The following is a 15,002-nucleotide window of genomic DNA, read 5'->3' on the forward strand; positions in this document are numbered from 1 at the left end:
CTACTCAGGGGCGGTCAGGACCCAAGAACGTCGTCCACGGTGTCATGCCGACCGGTGGAGGATGTGACCGACCGGGGCGGGACGGCGATCGGTGAGGCGCGCGAGCAGGCGCCTGATCTCGGCGAGGCTGAGCCGGCGACCACCTCGCCGATGTCGCCGGCGCAGCCGAACGCGGCATCCACCGAGTCAGCTCCGACGAACAACTCCCTTGGTCCTTGCTCACCCGCACCGGCCCGACGATCCACCCCGACCACCACAGAGGTGTCTCCGAGACACGTCGCGGTCCGGAGAAGGACGGTTACCGGGCTCAGCTCGCCGTGTACGCGGGCGGGCGGGTGCTGCCGCGCTCACGGCGCGGCACGGAGATGACGACCGCGTTCCCCGAGATCCGGGCGGCGGCACTGGCGCAACTGCCGGCGGACACCGGGATCGATGGCGTCATGTGACCTGTGGGGGTGTCTCAGCCCTCAGGTGTCTCAGGCGGCGCAGCTCCCATGAGCGAGACGTGACGGGCGTCGCGGCCACGTGCCGCAGCGGCCGCTCAGAGGTGGCCGTCCAGGAACTTCCGTACCTCGGCGATGGTCATAGGCCCCGTGCCGTGCGCCACCGCCTCTCCCTCCTTCAGCAGGACGCAGGACGGTGCTCCGGTGATCCCGTATCGCTCGGTTGCGGCCGGACAGCGCGTGATGTCGGCGCGGACGACCGTCAGGCGGCCCGTGCAGTCGTCGGCGATGCCACCCACGACGAGGTCCATCACCCGGCAGGGCTCGATCGCCTTGGGCCATGTCCCGGTGAAGTATGCGAGGACCGGAACTCCGCTCATCCCGAGGATGAAATCGAACTCCGCGTCCTCACGGGGTCGGTGAACCCGCTTCGTCATGCAAGCTCCTGACCTCACGTCCGTTGTTCCATCCCCATCATCCCTCGCGCGGTCTGCCAGGCCGACCCGGTCGGTCGTCCGGTTGACCTGTCGGAAGGGGGGCACCGGGCCGTCGCGGAACCACGGTGGTCCCCGGCGCGAGCGGCCCGGCCCCCGGCCCTGGTGACCCGACCTGGCCGCCCCGCCGGTCACCCAGATGCAGCCCGCCGTGCGCCCGTGGGCCGGCTCGTGCCAGAACAGCGCCCTCGAGTGCCAGGACAGCGCCCCCGACGGGCTTCCCGAGGCCTTGTCCGGTCCTCACGTCAACCCCCGGTCACAGCCGGCTCATACCGCTCCTCCCCGGGCCGCATGAGCCAGCTGATGGCACCGGGAACGAAGTAGTACTCGTCAGCTGCCCCGAAGACCGACCGCCAGCGTCAGTTCAAGGACCCGGTGGGGCGATGCGAGATCCGGAAACAGCTCCCGCAGCTGCGACATCCGGTACCGGACTGTCTGGGGATGGACGAACAACGCCGCCGCCACCTCCTCCCGCCTGCCCTGGTGCAGCAGCCACGCCCGCAACGTCTCCTCCAGCCGCCGTGCGGTCGCGACGGGCAAGGTCAGCAACGGTGCGAGGGCTCGGGCACGCAGGTCTGCGAACGCGTCCATGTCGGCGCTCAGCACCAGCTCGGGCAGGTGGTCCTCGGTGTCGCGAATATCAGAGGAGAGGGAGCGTGCGCGTACGGCTCGTGCGTACGAGGCGGACGCACGAGTCCATGGCCGGGCCGGGCCGACCACGGCGGTGCGGTCGGTCAGCTGCCGCAAGAGATGTGATCGGTCGGCATCGGGGACGAGCAGCACACCGGTGGCGTCCGGCAGATCGTCGAGGACGAGGGTGCTCGGGTCGAGCCTGCGGTAGGCAGGCCGGGCCTGGGCGGCGGGCAGCAGGACCGCGGTCAGCGAAACCGGAGGCTGCCACCCGGCCCGTTGAACAGAGGCCAGCAGCACGTCCGGGCTCGCGCCGGCGAGGAGGTCGCGGGCCAGGTGTTCCAGGTGGCGCTCGCGGGCTCTGCCCCGGGCGGCCAGTTCGTCGGCGTGGCCCGCGGCGCTCGCGGCGGAGAGCTCGTCGATGTAGGCGAAGGTCAGCTCGGCGAACTTGGCGACCTCGGCGGCGGGCAGGCCTGCGGGCACGGCACCCGCTGCCAGGCATCGCCAGGCCACGCGGGCGCCGACGCGGTAGGCACTGAGCAGGGCGTCCATCGAACGGCCGTCGCGCACCTCGCCGCGGCCCAGCTCGTAGGCTGCGTCACCGGCGTCACCGCCTGTGGCGTTCCCGCTCGCGCGGTCCAGGTAGTGCCCCAGGGCGGTGCGGACGGCTCGGCGGATGGTGCCGCCCATGTGGCCCGAAAGGGCGTTGGCGTAGGGAGGGACCTCGTCGATGATCGCCTGGACGACCTCGTCGGCGGTGGTCTTCAGCGCGGCCCGAAGCACGGTGACCGTCGTCTCATCCAGGGCCAGTTCGCCGGCCCTCCGGATTGCATGGCTCACGTTTTTGTTCCCTGCGAACAATTCAGCCGACCAGATTTACGTCCTGCGGTCAGGACTTTACCCCTCGAGGCACAGCAAGCTGGAGTCATGACGAGTACAGCCCTGCGCAGCAGGGCGTGGAAACTGCTGGAGATGGTCACGACGCCGCTGCTGCCGTCGGACTACCTGGACCTGGTCAGCCCGCTGCGTGCGGGCGCCGACCTGCGTGGGCGCATCGAGGCCGTGCACCCCGAGACGGGTGACGCCGCGACCATCGTGATCAGACCGGGACGGGGCTGGCGCGGCCACACAGCCGGTCAGTACGTGCGGATCGGGATCGACGTCGACGGGGTGCGCCTGTGGCGTGCCTACTCCATCACCTCGCCGACGAACCGCCAGGACGGCCGCGTCACGATCACCGTGAAGGCGATCCCGGACGGCAAGGTCAGCAACCACCTGGTCCGTAAGGCGAAACCGGGCACTCTGATCCAGCTCGACCAGGCGACCGGTGACTTCGTGCTGCCGCAGGCCAAGCCCGCCAAGGTGCTCTACCTGACGGCCGGCAGCGGCATCACGCCCGTGATGGGCATGCTGCGCGACACCGAGCTCGACGACGTCGTCATGGTCCACTGCGCGCCACAGCCGCAAGACGTGATCTTCCGCGACGAACTGCACGACCTGGTCGCGGACGGGAAGCTGCGGCTCACCGAGGTGCACACCGCCACGGACGGCATGCTCGACATCGCCCGTCTGGACGAACTCGTGCCCGACTGGGCCGAGCGCGAGACCTGGGCCTGCGGGCCCGCGGGCCTGCTCGACGCCGCCGAGGAGCACTGGAGCGAGCACGGCGTCCAGGAGCGCCTGCACATCGAACGCTTCCGCCCCAGCGTCGTCGTCGCCGGCGACGGCGGCGAGGTCACGTTCAGCGCCACCGGCAAGACCGTCGACGCGGACGGCGCCACGCCGTTGCTGGACATCGGCGAGGAGGCCGGCGTGCTCATGCCCTCCGGGTGCCGCATGGGCATCTGCTTCGGCTGCATCACTCCGCTCAAGGCGGGCGCCGTCCGCGACCTGCGCACCGGCGAGATCACCGAGGCCGAGCCGGGCGTCCTCATCCAGACCTGCGTGTCCGCCGCGGCGGGCCCCTGCGACATCGAACGGTAGGAACATCTTGACCGCAATCGACCCCACCGCCCACCTGACCGCGGAGCAGATCGAGGAGCTCGGCCGCGAGCTGGACGCGATCCGCGACGAGGTGATCGCCGGCCGCGGAGAGAAGGACGCCGCGTACATCCGCAAGGTCATCTCGGCGCAGCGCAAGCTAGAGCTGGCCAGCAGGGGCGTGCTGCTGTTCTCGTTCTTCCCGCCCGCGTGGCTGCTCGGCACCGCCGGGCTGTCCGTGGCGAAGATCATGGACAACATGGAGATCGGCCACAACGTCCTGCACGGCCAGTGGGACTGGATGCGGGACCCGAAGATCCACTCCACCACCTGGGAGTGGGACCACGTCTCGCCGTCCGATCAGTGGAGGCACTCGCACAACGAGCTGCACCACACGTACACCAACGTGATCGGCAAGGACAACGACCTCGGTTACGGCATCATGCGCGTCGACGAGGACCAGAAGTGGCACCCGTTCCACCTCGGCCAGCCGCTGTGGAACTTCATCAACGCCTGCTTCTTCGAGTACGGCATCGCAGCGTACGACCTGGAGCTCGGCAAGAACCTGCACAAGCGCCGCCGCAAGAACCCGGAGTTCCGCGCGCGGGCCAGGGCCGTGGGCCGCAAGATCCGCAAGCAGGTGCTCAAGGACTACGTGATCCACCCGCTGCTGTCGGGCCCGTCGTTCCTCACCACGCTCGCCGCCACGTTCACCGCGAACCTGGTCCGCAACCTCTGGTCCCACTCGGTGATCATGTGCGGGCACTTCCCCGAGGGCGTGCAGGTCTTCGAGCGCCGGTCGATCGAGGGCGAGACGCGCGGCCAGTGGTACCTGCGCCAGATGATGGGCTCGGCGAACATCAGCGGCAGCAAGGCCATGCACTTCATGACCGGCAACCTGTCGCACCAGATCGAACACCACCTGTTCCCGGACCTGCCGAGCAACCGGTACGCCGAGGTCGCGGTGAAGGTGCGCGCGCTGTTCGAGAAGTACGAGCTGGAGTACGTCACCGGGCCGCTGCCCAAGCAGGTGTTCTCCGCGTGGCGCAAGGTCTTCCGGCTCTCGCTGCCGAACAGGAAGCCCAAGGTCAGGACGCCGGACCGCGAGCAGGAGCTCGTCGCGGCCTGATTCCCGGTACGGGTTCAGCTCTTTCGGCCGTACCGGCGGCACCGCCGGGTTCGGTGAGATCCGTTGCGGACGGCAGGCGGCCGCGACGTCGGGCCGTACGACACGGGATCCGGAGCAGCTCGGTGTCCGGCTGCGCCGCCCGGGCGTGAGCAATGCGCTCGCGCTGCCGCGCCTGCTCCCGGTCAGGGACCGGGACAAGGACATCGAGATCCCGGCCCTGCGGCATCAGATCACGGTGCTGGAGCGGCAGCCGGGCGCACACAGGCCGCGGTTCACGCCGACCGACCAGGTGGACCTTGCGGTCGGAGTGCCCGACGAGCCGGACGGGGAAGCGGCACGTGACCTTCGCGTCGAAGGTCACGTGGAACCCCAGGAGTGAAGTGGGGGTCAGGCCCCGGCGCGCAGTGCGGCGAGTTGCAGGACGGTGAGCAGCGAGACGGGGACAGCCTGCAGGACGGTCCACACCGTGCCGGCGGTGGTGGTGTCGTCCCACCAGTCGAGGGCGAGGGAGGCGATGCTCGCCGCCACCCACGCGGTCCCGGTCACGGCGACCAGCAGCACCCACGCGAACGGCGGACGAGCGCAGACGGCCGGCGGAGCGACGCCCGCGCCGATCGTCGGCAACAGGCCGCCGACGGTGGTCACCAGCGTGCCGCCGACCCCCAGAAGGCGGGCGAGACGCCCAGGGGAAAGGAAGTGGACCGACCCGGACACGATCATCCCGGTTGTGTCCGGGGCGAGGATGTGACGGAGCCGGGCAGCCGCCGGCGGGCGGGACCGCGCCGCGGTGGCGGGCGTGCACGACGGTGTCATCGAGTTCTCCGGGAGTCGATGTCACCCACCGGTGACCGGCGGGATGTTGTAGTTGAAGCGGAAGGTGTTCCGTGGGTCGTACGTCGCCTTCAGCGCGGTCAGCCGCTGGTGATCGCCCGGGGTGTAGGCGGTGCGGGTCCGGTCCTGACCGGCGGCGGTGCCGTGGCCCATGAAGTTGAGGAACCGGCCGGCGGTCCAAGGCTTCAGATCCTCGAACAGGCACCCGAGGAATGCGTGTGCCTCGGCTGCCGAGCCGCCCGTCAGGGGCACGAGGACCGCCAGCACGAAGGACGCGTCGCGCCGTCCGACGGCGTTCGGGTGCGCGGGACGACGGGACAGCGCGCCGCCCAGGTGGCGCACTTCCACGATCGCGGGCGGCGCCGCCTCGTCGCTGATGTGCTTGAGGAGCGTACGGGCCGTTTCCCCGTCGGGATCGGCCAGGAAGGCGTTGTCGGCGACCCACGGCATCGGGACCGGAGGGTCGTCGTGGATGTCGGCGCTCTGCTCGTAGGGCGTCTCGCGCAGGTTCTCCAGCAGCCGGGGGCCGAACCGGCGGAGCGGTTCGGCCAGGCGGGTGCCGGCCTCGGCGGAGCCGGTGAAGGCGATCCGCACGTGCCAGACGCGGCGTCCGCGCATCGGCTCCGGCACCTGAGGGTCGTCCGGGAAGGGGATCAGCGCCACCGACGAGTTCATCTCGTCCGGCACCGTGGTGGTCCACCCCGTGTACGCCTCCAGGAGGCCGGGGGCCTGCTCGGCATCGTAGAAGAGGCCGGAGCCGTAGAGCCGGACCACCGGGACCAGGCCGAACTCCATGCCCGTGACGATGCCGAAGTTGTCCCGTCCGCCCAGCAGCGCCCCGTACAGGTCCGGCTCGGCTTCCGGGGACACGTGGCGCTGCTCGCCGTCCGCGGTCACCACGTCCATGGCCAGGACCCGGTCGGCCGCCCAGCCGTGGCTACGTGCGAGCAAGGGCAGTCCGCCACCCCCGCCGAGCAGCCCGTCCCGGGTGGCTGCGCAGGCGTGCCACGCCGCCCCCGGTAGGCACGGCCGCGTCCTCACCGGCCTCCGGAACCGCGCGGACGGTGGTCAACCGGACCAGCAGGTGCGGGTCGGTCGGCCACGGGCTCCTGCCCGATCTCGAGCAGCCCGACGGATTCGAGTCGTGACGATCTTCAGGCCGTGCTCGGTCTGCACCACGGTCGGGAGGGCTGCTGCCAGGTGGCGTGCCCGCCCGCTGCTCCCAGCGGGCGAGGGCGACGGCCGCAGGCCTACAGGGCCTTGGGAGGCTGCCTCGGCTCGAAGACGCTCTGCGGGGCGCTCGGCTGGGCGGTGGCCGCCCCGCGCAGTACCTGTGCCAGGTCTCGGTGTATCCGGTCGGCTTCGCCGCGGACCTGGACGGGGATGTCGCCGCGTTCGGCGACGAGGCGGTCGTAAACAGGAGTCTGCGAGAACACGGTGGGGCGGTTTCCCTTCGGTGAACGGTACGCCGGACCGGCGCAGCATACGGGCCCGGATACCGCCTTGCTGGAAGCGGGGTGTTCAGGCCAGGACGACGGGGACGGCGTCCTCGGTGGTCCAGTCGCCGTCGCAGGGGACGGCGACCAGGCGGGCGTGGTCGCCGGGGAGCTGGCCGGCGCGGTGTTTGGTGCGGGCTTCGGCGAGTCAGGCGCCGAGGTTGGCGGTGTCGCCGACGGATTGGAGCTGACCGTCTTCTGGAGCGGCATCGGCTCCAGCGACATCCTCCGCGAAGCTCACGCCGCAGCTTCCCGACGTCGAGCGCGTCATCGTCAAGACGCTGGAGGAGAAGCCGGAGAACGCCACCCGTTGGTCGACCAGGTCGATGGCGGCGGCCACCGGCATGTCCCAGCCCGCGATCCCGCGGAACTGGCGGGCGTTCGCCCTGGCCCCGCACCGGACGCAGACCTTCGAGCTGTCCACGGACCCGCTGTTCATCGACAAGGTCCGTGACGTCGTCGGCCTCTGCCTCGGCCCGCCGGAGAAGGCCCTGGTCCTCTGCGTGGACGAGAAGTCGCAGATCCAGGCCCTGGACCGGTCCCAGCCCGTGCCGTCGACGGTGTCCGGTGTTCCCGAGCGCCGCAGCCACGACTACGTCCGGGCCGGCACCACCACCCTGTTCGCCGCCCTGGAGGTCGCCACCGGCGAAGTGATCGGCTCCCTGCACCGACGCCACCGGACCGTGGAGTTCAAGAAGTTCCTGGCCAGGCTGGACAAGGGGCTGCCCGCCGACCTCGAGATGCACCTGATCCTGGACGACTGCGTCACCCACAAGACGCCCGCCGTCAAGAAGTTGCTGCCGGCTCACCCGCGTTCCCACCTGCACTTCACACCGACGAGTTCGTGAAGAGCATGAAGACCGTCGGCAGGAGGACCGGCGGGCAGTCGTTGACGTCGGCGGTACGCGCTCCGTCGAGGACGAGCAGCAGGATGCCGTACAGGCCGGAGAGACCCAGCCACTGGCCGCAGACGGCGGAGACGGGTGAGTTCGGCGGCCAGTCGGAGAGGCTGGTCTGCACGAAGACGATCGAGGACGTGCACGCGAGGACGTGGGCGAGGAGCGGACCGCGCCACGACTTGGGCGCGGCCCACTTCCGGCCCCTGGGCGCCATCGCGACCGCCGTACCGCAGAGGTTGAAGATCATCAGCATGGCGCCCGCCGTGTGGGCGAAGCTCTCCCAGAACCGGCCGGGGATCTCGCGCACGGACACGAGTCCAAGGACCAGCCAGACGACGACGGTCATAGCGAGCGGGATCTGGAGCGTGCGGCTGCAGGGCGGAGGGGGAGGCGGAACGCGCAGACGAACACGCCGGCGCAGATGGTGCAGGCAGCCGCTTCGGTCACGGTGAGGCACGATCAAGTCGTGGTGAAACGTGTGATGAGAGCCGCTGTCCTCTACGGCCACGGGGACCTGGAAGCATGGGGGCCGCGGACCGACTGGCCGCTGCCCGAGCCCGGCCCGGGCCAGGTGCTGGTCCGGGTGTCCGCGGCGGCGGTGAACAACACGGACGTGTGGACCCGTGAGGGGGCGTACGGGCTGCCCGGGCGTCCGGAGGCGAAGGCGGGGTGGCGCGGGCCGCTGGAGTTCCCGCTGGTCCAGGGTGGCGACATCGCGGGGACCGTCAGCGAGGTCGGTGCCGGTGTACCGGCGAAGTGGGTGGGCTGCCGGGTGCTGGTCGATCCCGCCTTCTACGCCGACGACCGTGAGGACGCCCCGCCCGTCGGTCTGCTGGGCAGTGAGAGGGACGGCGGCTTCGCCGAGTACGTCGTGGTGGATGCCGACCGCCTGCACGACATGAGCACCTCCCCGCTCTCCGACCAGGAGCTGGCCGCCCTGCCGGTCGCCTACGGCACGGCCATGGCTACGTAACGGCACGCCGGCCCTGGGAAAAAAGGGGAGGAACAGGTGGGACAGCCGGGACCATCGAGCTCACAGTGGCGGAGGTTCGGCGGCTCCTGGCAGCTTGTCGTGCCCGGCCCCGCACCTGAGCGGACACCGAGGACGACACCACGCGCTGAGCTGGTCGAACTGGCGCCGCCGACGCCAAGCAGTCGCCCGCCGCTGTCACTACCTGCGGCGTTGTCGCACGATCGAGGGGCGGTCTCCATGAGACCGCCCCCACCCGATCGAAGTCCCGCTACACTCCAGCCGCCCAGCGAAACCCGCAGGTCAGACGGCAAAATCCTGCTGGAGCACTAAGCGCTTTCATCGCTACGCGGCAATGCCATCGGCGTATGGCGATGGCACCAAGAGGCCGCACATTCGAGGTGCGGACGAGTGCGTGCGCCGTCGTGGGTGTTGTCGCACCCTCAGGGGAGCGGCTCTGCGCCTCATGCGTCCGCGACGGACGTGGCGCTGCCTGCACATCCGCCCGGGGTGGGCTCGGCGGCTCCCGGGACAGAGCCTTCCCCTCGGGTGTGGTCGGTGAAGCGGTGGCGGTAGGACGTCGGTGTGGTCGCGTAGTGCGCGGTGAAGTTCTGCCGGAAGGTCACGGCGCTGGCGAACCCGCATGCCGCGGAGATGCGGGTGATGCTCCAGGTGGTCGTCTCCAGCAGCCTGCGGGCTTCGTCGAGCCTTCGGGTGAGGATCCACTTGGCCGGGCTCATGCCGGTGGTCTCGTAGAAGCGGCGGGAGAAGTTGCGGGTGCTCATGTGTGCGTGGGCGGCGAGTTCGGTGACGGACAGGCGCTGGTCGAGGTTGGCCAGGGCCCAGGTGATCGTGTCACCGATGGGTCCCGCAGCGCTGTCGGGTACGGGGCGGTCGATGTACTGAGCCTGGTCACCCTCCCGGTGGGGCGCGATGACGAGATGGCGCGCGACGGTGGCGGCAGCCTCCGATCCCAGTCGGTTGCGGACGATGTGCAGGCAGGCGTCGAGCCCGGAGGCGGTGCCGGCCGAGGTGAGCACGTCACCGTGGTCCAGGTAGAGGGCATCCGCGTGCACGTCCACGGCGGGGTACCGTTCGGCCAGGTCCGCCGCCGAGGCCCAGTGGGTGGCAACGGCGCGCCCGTCGAGCACGCCACTGCCCACCACGGGGAACGCGCCGAGGCAGAGCCCGACGATCCCTGCTCCGCGCGCGTGCGTGTCCCGGATCAGGGCGACGAGCCCGCCGTCGGGTTCCGGGAAGTCGGCGGGCCAGGAGGGGAAGACGAGCAGATCAGCCGATTCCACCGCGGCGGGTCCGGCCAGGTCGTCGATCACGATCCCCTCCGAGGTGCGGACCGAGCGCGCGTCCGCACTCCACACCGTGGTGGTCCACCCCGGGGCCAGACCCTGCCGGGCCACCTCGCCGAACACGAGCAGGGGCGCGGCCAGGTGGAACGCGGTGATCCCGTCGAAGGCGTGAACGGCGATACGCACACTGTCCCAATCTCATCGATTATCTGCTTTTCTGCCACTCACTGTAGCGGCTGCGATCCGATGAGGATGGTGTTCACGGTGCCGTCCGCGCCGTATCCACTAGAAACAGGAGAGAACGTTGACCGCCCCACGCCGCGCCCTTGTCCTCATCGACGTGCAGCAGGAGTACTTCGACGGACCGCTGGACATCCAGTACCCGCCCCGCGACGCATCGCTGAAGAACATCCTGCGCGCCCTGGACATCGCCGCTCAGGCGGGCCTGCCCGTCGTCGCCGTCCAGCACGAGCACCCGGAAGGGGCCCCGGTCTTCACGGCCGGCTCGCCCGGCTGGGAGAACCATCCCGAGGTGGAGGGCCGCATCGGCTCCGCAACCAGGCGAGTGGTCAAGAACCACTCCGACATCTTCACCGCCACCGGCCTCGCCGAATGGTTCCGGGAGAACGGGATCGACACCCTGACCCTGGTCGGCTACATGACGAACAACTGCATCCTGTCCACCTCCGCCGCGGCCGAGCCCCTCGGTTTCACGATCGAGGTCCTCTCCGACGCGACCGGCGCCATCCACCTCGCCAACGAGGCCGGCACCGCCTCGGCACAGCAGGTGCACGAGACCCTGATGACGCTGCTGCACTCGAACTGGGCCGCGGTCACCACCACCGGCACCTGGGCAGCGGCCGTCACCGACGAGAACCGCCTCGCCAAGAGCGATCTCATCACCTCGGCCACGCAGGGCCGAGCCGCTCACTGACGGCACACCACCCCTCCGCAAAGTGAGAGCGCTTCGTACGACGACGGGTCCGTGGCGCTCTCACCCCGGCGGGCCCGCGCACAAGCAGCCGGCGGATGCCGAGGCGGAGAAGAGCCGCACACGGCCCGTGCGTGGTCGCCGCCCACGCGGCAGCGATCAGGCGGCCGCTGCCCTGGAGCGGGCCCACTGAACGGCAGGCCGTGAGCTGCCGCCCCGGAAGCCGCACTGAAGCGAACCCTTGCGCTTCACTGCGCCTCTTCCCTCCGCCCCGCACCGACAGCGACTGGACGCTCCCGGCCCAGGACGAGCAGGGGCAGCCGGCGGCCGGTCTCCTTCCGGGCCACGCCCAGCGCAGCCCGGATCGGCGCTTCCCTGGGCCGGAGGCCCTCCGCAGGTACTGCGCCGGCCGGTCCGGACGTTCAAGTCCGGCCCAGGCCTAGGCCCCGGCACGACGGCATCTGACGGTTCCCGAAGCCAGGCCCCTCCAACCGTGAAAAAATACCCCCCTGGGTATAGGTGTTAGTGTGGGCATCAGATACCCCCGGGGGTACATCTCTTCCTGAGAGGAGTCTTGGATCGTGTTCTTCGTCGACACCCTGGAAGTCGAGGGCCTGGGCAACCGCAGCTACCTGGCCGGTGGACCGAGGACTGCCGTGGTCATCGACCCGCCGCGTGACATCGACCAGGTCATCGCCGCTGCGGCCCGGCGCGGGGTGCGCATCGCTTTCGTGGCCGAAACCCATGTGCACAACGACTACGTCACCGGCGGCCTGGAGCTCGCCCGCACCACGGGTGCCCAGTACCTGGTGCCGGCCGGGGCCGACGTGTCCTTCGCCCGCACCCCGGTCGCCGACGGCGACACCATGACGGTGGACGAGGGCCTGACGCTGCGGGCGATCGCCACTCCCGGACACACGCCCCACCACACCTCCTACGCCCTTGCCGAGGACGGGCACGGTGTGGCGGCGTTCACCGGCGGATCGCTGCTGATCGGCACCGTGGGCCGCCCGGACCTGGTCGAACCGCGGCTGACCGAGCAGCTGGCCCGCGCCCAGCACGCCTCCGCGCACCGCCTGGCCGACGAACTGGACGACGAGGTGCCGGTGCTGCCCACTCACGGATTCGGCAGCTTCTGCTCCTCCTCCCAGGCCGAGGGAGATGCGACCACGATCGGCCAGGAGCGCAGGACCAACGACGCGCTGACCCTGGACGTCGACACCTTCGTCGCCAAGCTGCTCGTGGGCCTGGACGACGTGCCCGCGTACTACACGCACATGGCCCCGGCCAACGCCGCCGGTCCCGCCCCGGTCGACCTCACCCCGCCCCAGCGGGCGAACGCCGAAGAGATCGCCTCCCGGCTGGCCGCGGGCGAGTGGGTGGTGGACCTGCGCAGCCGGGTGGCCTTCGCCGAGGGGCACGTGGCCGGGTCGTTCAACTTCGAGGGCGAGGGCAAGCTCGCCACCTACCTGGCCTGGCTGATCCCATGGGGCAAGCCCGTCACCCTGCTCGCCGAGACCCCGGAGCGGATCGCCGACGCGCAGCGGGAACTGGCCCGGGTCGGCATCGACCGCCCGGCCGCCGCCGCCACCGGTGATCCGACCGGCTGGGTACGCGCCGGCCAACAGCTCGCCTCCTTCCCCCGCGCCCGTTTCGCCGACCTCGCCGCTGTCCGCGAGCGCGGCGAGGCCGTGGTCGTCCTGGACGTACGCCGGGACTCGGAGCGCGCAGGCGGCCACCTCGACGGCTCGGTGCACATCCCCGTCCACGAGCTGCACGGCCGCATCGGCGAGGTGCCGGAGGGAACGGTGTGGGTGCACTGCGCCGGCGGGATGCGCGCGGCAATCGCCGCCTCCCTGCTGGATGCCGCCGGCCGTGACGTGGTCGCCGTCGACGACAGCTTCGACGCCGCGGCGGATGCCGGGCTGTCCTCGACCTCCGGCTGATCGCCACCGTCGCACCTGTAAGGAAGGAAGCGTGTGATGTCCCTCTTCCCCCGAGCCGGGGCCCGCGTCACGGCCGACGAGGCACGCAGCCGCACCGGCGGCGATCAGCCCGAGGCTGTTCTGCTGGATGTCCGTGAGAAGCCCGAGGGGACCGCGGGTCACGCCCCGGGCGCCGTGCACGTACCGCTGACCGGACTGCTCGCCGGCGGCGCCCTGCCGACCGAGGCGCGGGGGCGTCGGCTGGTGGTGATCTGCCGCAGCGGTCACCGCTCCCGGCAGGCGGCCGAGCTCCTGGCCGGACGCGGGGCGCAGGCGGTGGACGTCGAGGGCGGCATGAACGCGTGGGCCGCCGCCGGGCACCCGGTCGTCGACGAACGCGGGAACAGCGGCAAGACAGCGTGACCGTACTCGTTCTCGCCCTCATCGCCGGGGCCGTCATCGGCCTGGCCCTAGGAGCCCTCGGCGGTGGCGGCAGCGTCCTTGCCGTGCCGGCGCTGATCTACCTGCTCGGATTCACCCCGGCGGCGGCCACCACCGCCAGCCTGGTCATCGTCACCGCCACCTCCGCCACCGCTCTGTACGCTCACACCCGCGACGGGAACGTGGCCTGGAAGACGGGAGTGCTGTTCGCCATGGCGGGCATGGTCCCCGCCTTCCTCACCGGGGCTGTCGCCGGACACCTGCCCGAGGCGGTGCTGACCGCGGCGTTCTCGGTCGTCGCCGCGCTGGCGGCCCTGCGCATGCTGCGCCCGTCCGCCTCCGAGCCGCCGCACCGGATCCGCCCCGGCAAGGCGGCCGGTGCCGGCGCCGGTCTGGGCGCCGTGACCGGGTTCCTCGGGGTCGGCGGAGGATTCCTGGCCGTGCCCGCCCTGGCAGGCGTTCTGGGTCTGCGGATGCGGCAGGCGGTGGGCACCAGCCTGCTCGTCATCACCGTGAACTCGCTCGCCGCGCTCGCCGCTCGCACCGGCACCGGTGGCGGGTTCCACTGGGAGGTCATCGGGCCTTTCACCGGGGCCGCGATCCTCGGTGCCTGGGACGGCAAGCGGCTCGCGGCGAAGATCTCCGGCACCACCCTTCAGAAGATCTTCGCGGGTGTCCTGCTGGCGGTGGCGGCGTTCATGCTCGTCGACGTGATCGTCTGAAGCACAGAATTCGCTGTCTGCGCTTCTCGCCCCGGCCCGCACGGCATTGGCGGCCCGCCCCGATGCCGGCCAGGCGCTGCCGCAGCCCGCCTCCCACCAGTTCAAGTTCCCCTCCGACTCCGCACGACAACACGGTCCTCCGCCGGGGGCACCGTCGACACACAAGGATGATCTCTGCCATGACCACGTCCACCGCCCTCACCACCGGCGAGGCACGCACCCGCCTGCACGAACTGACCGTCATCGATGTGCGCACCCCCGGCGAATACGCCGGCGGTCACCTCCCCGGCGCGCTCAACGTCCCCCTCGACCAGATCCAGCGCGCGCTGCCCGACCTCCGGTACGCCGCCGACCGGACTGATCTCCTGGTCGTGTGCGCATCGGGCGCCCGCTCCGAGAACGCCTGCAGGATCCTCGAGGAGAACGGCGTCGCCGCCGCCACCTTGTCGGGAGGCACCGGCGCCTGGGCGGCCGGCGGCCACGAACTGCACCACCCCCAAGGCACCTCGCGTGCCACCTGGGGCATGGAGCGACAGGTCAGGCTCACCGCTGGAGTGACCGTGCTGCTCGGCCTGCTGCTCGGCCTCACCGTCCACCCCGCCTTCCAGCTCGTCTCCGCCGGCATCGCAGGCGGCCTGGTCTTCTCCGCCCTCACCAACACCTGCGGCATGGCCGCCATGCTCGCCAAACTGCCCCACAACCGCCCCCGCACCGCCGACCTCGACAACACCCTGGCCGCACTGCGCAACCTCTGAGCCGCCCGTGGCGGGAGGGGTCCGAAGCCAGGCCCTTCCCTCCACGCAT

The 15,002-nt window shown here is 70.9% G+C and carries 17 protein-coding genes and 2 pseudogenes; 11 read left to right on the forward strand and 8 right to left on the reverse strand.

Annotation, left to right across the window (positions count from 1 at the left end; translation table 11 throughout):
- Positions 1-215 precede the first annotated feature (215 nt).
- A complete protein-coding gene (locus AB0A94_RS31835; protein ID WP_361749480.1) occupies positions 216-446 on the forward strand; it encodes a hypothetical protein in 231 nt (76 codons plus the stop codon).
- Positions 447-541: 95 nt separating this feature from the next.
- On the opposite strand, the gene AB0A94_RS31840 is transcribed toward AB0A94_RS31835, so the two are convergent.
- Positions 542-880, reverse strand: coding sequence for a thioredoxin domain-containing protein (locus tag AB0A94_RS31840; RefSeq protein ID WP_361749481.1), 339 nt, complete (start codon positions 878-880; stop codon positions 542-544).
- 387 nt (positions 881-1,267) lie between these two features.
- Positions 1,268-2,407: a helix-turn-helix domain-containing protein gene (locus AB0A94_RS31845; protein WP_361749482.1), complete on the reverse strand. Its 1,140-nt coding sequence runs from the start codon at positions 2,405-2,407 to the stop codon at positions 1,268-1,270.
- Positions 2,408-2,539: 132 nt separating this feature from the next.
- Here AB0A94_RS31845 and AB0A94_RS31850 point away from each other — a divergent pair, with 132 nt between their 5' ends.
- The 3 genes from AB0A94_RS31850 to AB0A94_RS31860 all read left to right on the forward strand — a co-directional run bounded on the left by AB0A94_RS31850 (position 2,540) and on the right by AB0A94_RS31860 (position 5,055).
- Positions 2,540-3,550, forward strand: a complete 1,011-nt coding sequence (locus AB0A94_RS31850) for a ferredoxin reductase (RefSeq protein WP_361749532.1) — start codon at positions 2,540-2,542, stop codon at positions 3,548-3,550.
- Between the two features lie 7 nt (positions 3,551-3,557).
- Entirely contained in the window at positions 3,558-4,676 is a 1,119-nt protein-coding gene (locus tag AB0A94_RS31855; protein ID WP_361749483.1) for an acyl-CoA desaturase, read from the forward strand.
- 145 nt (positions 4,677-4,821) lie between these two features.
- A complete protein-coding gene (locus AB0A94_RS31860; RefSeq protein ID WP_361749484.1) occupies positions 4,822-5,055 on the forward strand; it encodes a hypothetical protein in 234 nt (77 codons plus the stop codon).
- An 8-nt stretch (positions 5,056-5,063) separates the two neighbouring features.
- Here the strand turns inward: AB0A94_RS31860 and AB0A94_RS31865 are convergent, their stop codons facing one another.
- The 4 genes from AB0A94_RS31865 to AB0A94_RS31880 all read right to left on the reverse strand — a co-directional run bounded on the left by AB0A94_RS31865 (position 5,064) and on the right by AB0A94_RS31880 (position 7,343).
- A complete protein-coding gene (locus tag AB0A94_RS31865; protein WP_361749485.1) occupies positions 5,064-5,396 on the reverse strand; it encodes a hypothetical protein in 333 nt (110 codons plus the stop codon).
- Positions 5,397-5,510: 114 nt separating this feature from the next.
- Positions 5,511-6,458 (reverse strand): BBE domain-containing protein, encoded by a 948-nt coding sequence (locus AB0A94_RS31870; protein ID WP_361749486.1) that lies wholly within the window; start codon positions 6,456-6,458, stop codon positions 5,511-5,513.
- A 299-nt stretch (positions 6,459-6,757) separates the two neighbouring features.
- The gene (locus tag AB0A94_RS31875; protein WP_361749487.1) at positions 6,758-6,943 is read right to left on the reverse strand and encodes a hypothetical protein; all 186 of its coding nucleotides are present in this window, start codon (positions 6,941-6,943) and stop codon (positions 6,758-6,760) included.
- Positions 6,944-7,151: 208 nt separating this feature from the next.
- Complete coding sequence (locus tag AB0A94_RS31880; protein ID WP_361749488.1) at positions 7,152-7,343, reverse strand: hypothetical protein; 192 nt, start codon at positions 7,341-7,343, stop codon at positions 7,152-7,154.
- On the opposite strand from AB0A94_RS31880, the pseudogene AB0A94_RS31885 reads away from it, so the two are divergent.
- Positions 7,261-7,848: pseudogene (locus AB0A94_RS31885) on the forward strand (IS630 family transposase); the annotation flags it as partial. The gene AB0A94_RS31880 and the pseudogene AB0A94_RS31885 overlap by 83 nt on opposite strands.
- Here the strand turns inward: AB0A94_RS31885 and AB0A94_RS31890 are convergent.
- Entirely contained in the window at positions 7,832-8,248 is a 417-nt protein-coding gene (locus tag AB0A94_RS31890; RefSeq protein ID WP_361749489.1) for a hypothetical protein, read from the reverse strand. The pseudogene AB0A94_RS31885 and the gene AB0A94_RS31890 overlap by 17 nt on opposite strands.
- 135 nt (positions 8,249-8,383) lie before the next feature.
- Between AB0A94_RS31890 and AB0A94_RS31895 the strand changes: the two are divergent.
- A pseudogene (locus AB0A94_RS31895) lies at positions 8,384-8,866 on the forward strand (alcohol dehydrogenase catalytic domain-containing protein); the annotation flags it as partial.
- A 470-nt stretch (positions 8,867-9,336) separates the two neighbouring features.
- On the opposite strand, the gene AB0A94_RS31900 reads toward AB0A94_RS31895, so the two are convergent.
- Positions 9,337-10,365, reverse strand: a complete 1,029-nt coding sequence (locus AB0A94_RS31900) for a helix-turn-helix domain-containing protein (RefSeq protein ID WP_361749490.1) — start codon at positions 10,363-10,365, stop codon at positions 9,337-9,339.
- 118 nt (positions 10,366-10,483) lie between these two features.
- Between AB0A94_RS31900 and AB0A94_RS31905 the strand changes: the two genes are divergently transcribed.
- From AB0A94_RS31905 to AB0A94_RS31925, 5 genes are all read left to right on the forward strand, one after another.
- On the forward strand, positions 10,484-11,113 hold the full coding sequence (locus tag AB0A94_RS31905; RefSeq protein ID WP_361749491.1) for an isochorismatase family protein: 630 nt from the start codon (positions 10,484-10,486) through the stop codon (positions 11,111-11,113).
- A gap of 578 nt (positions 11,114-11,691) precedes the next feature.
- Complete coding sequence (locus AB0A94_RS31910; protein WP_361749493.1) at positions 11,692-13,056, forward strand: MBL fold metallo-hydrolase; 1,365 nt, start codon at positions 11,692-11,694, stop codon at positions 13,054-13,056.
- Positions 13,057-13,092: 36 nt separating this feature from the next.
- Positions 13,093-13,458, forward strand: a complete 366-nt coding sequence (locus AB0A94_RS31915) for a rhodanese-like domain-containing protein (protein WP_361749495.1) — start codon at positions 13,093-13,095, stop codon at positions 13,456-13,458.
- Positions 13,455-14,198 (forward strand): sulfite exporter TauE/SafE family protein, encoded by a 744-nt coding sequence (locus tag AB0A94_RS31920; protein ID WP_361749497.1) that lies wholly within the window; start codon positions 13,455-13,457, stop codon positions 14,196-14,198. Before AB0A94_RS31915 ends, AB0A94_RS31920 begins: the two co-directional genes overlap by 4 nt.
- 179 nt (positions 14,199-14,377) lie before the next feature.
- The gene (locus AB0A94_RS31925) at positions 14,378-14,953 is read left to right on the forward strand and encodes a rhodanese-like domain-containing protein (protein WP_361749499.1); all 576 of its coding nucleotides are present in this window, start codon (positions 14,378-14,380) and stop codon (positions 14,951-14,953) included.
- Positions 14,954-15,002: the final 49 nt, after the last annotated feature.

Source organism: Streptomyces sp. NPDC044984, assembly GCF_040646935.1.
Taxonomy (GTDB): domain Bacteria; phylum Actinomycetota; class Actinomycetes; order Streptomycetales; family Streptomycetaceae; genus Streptomyces.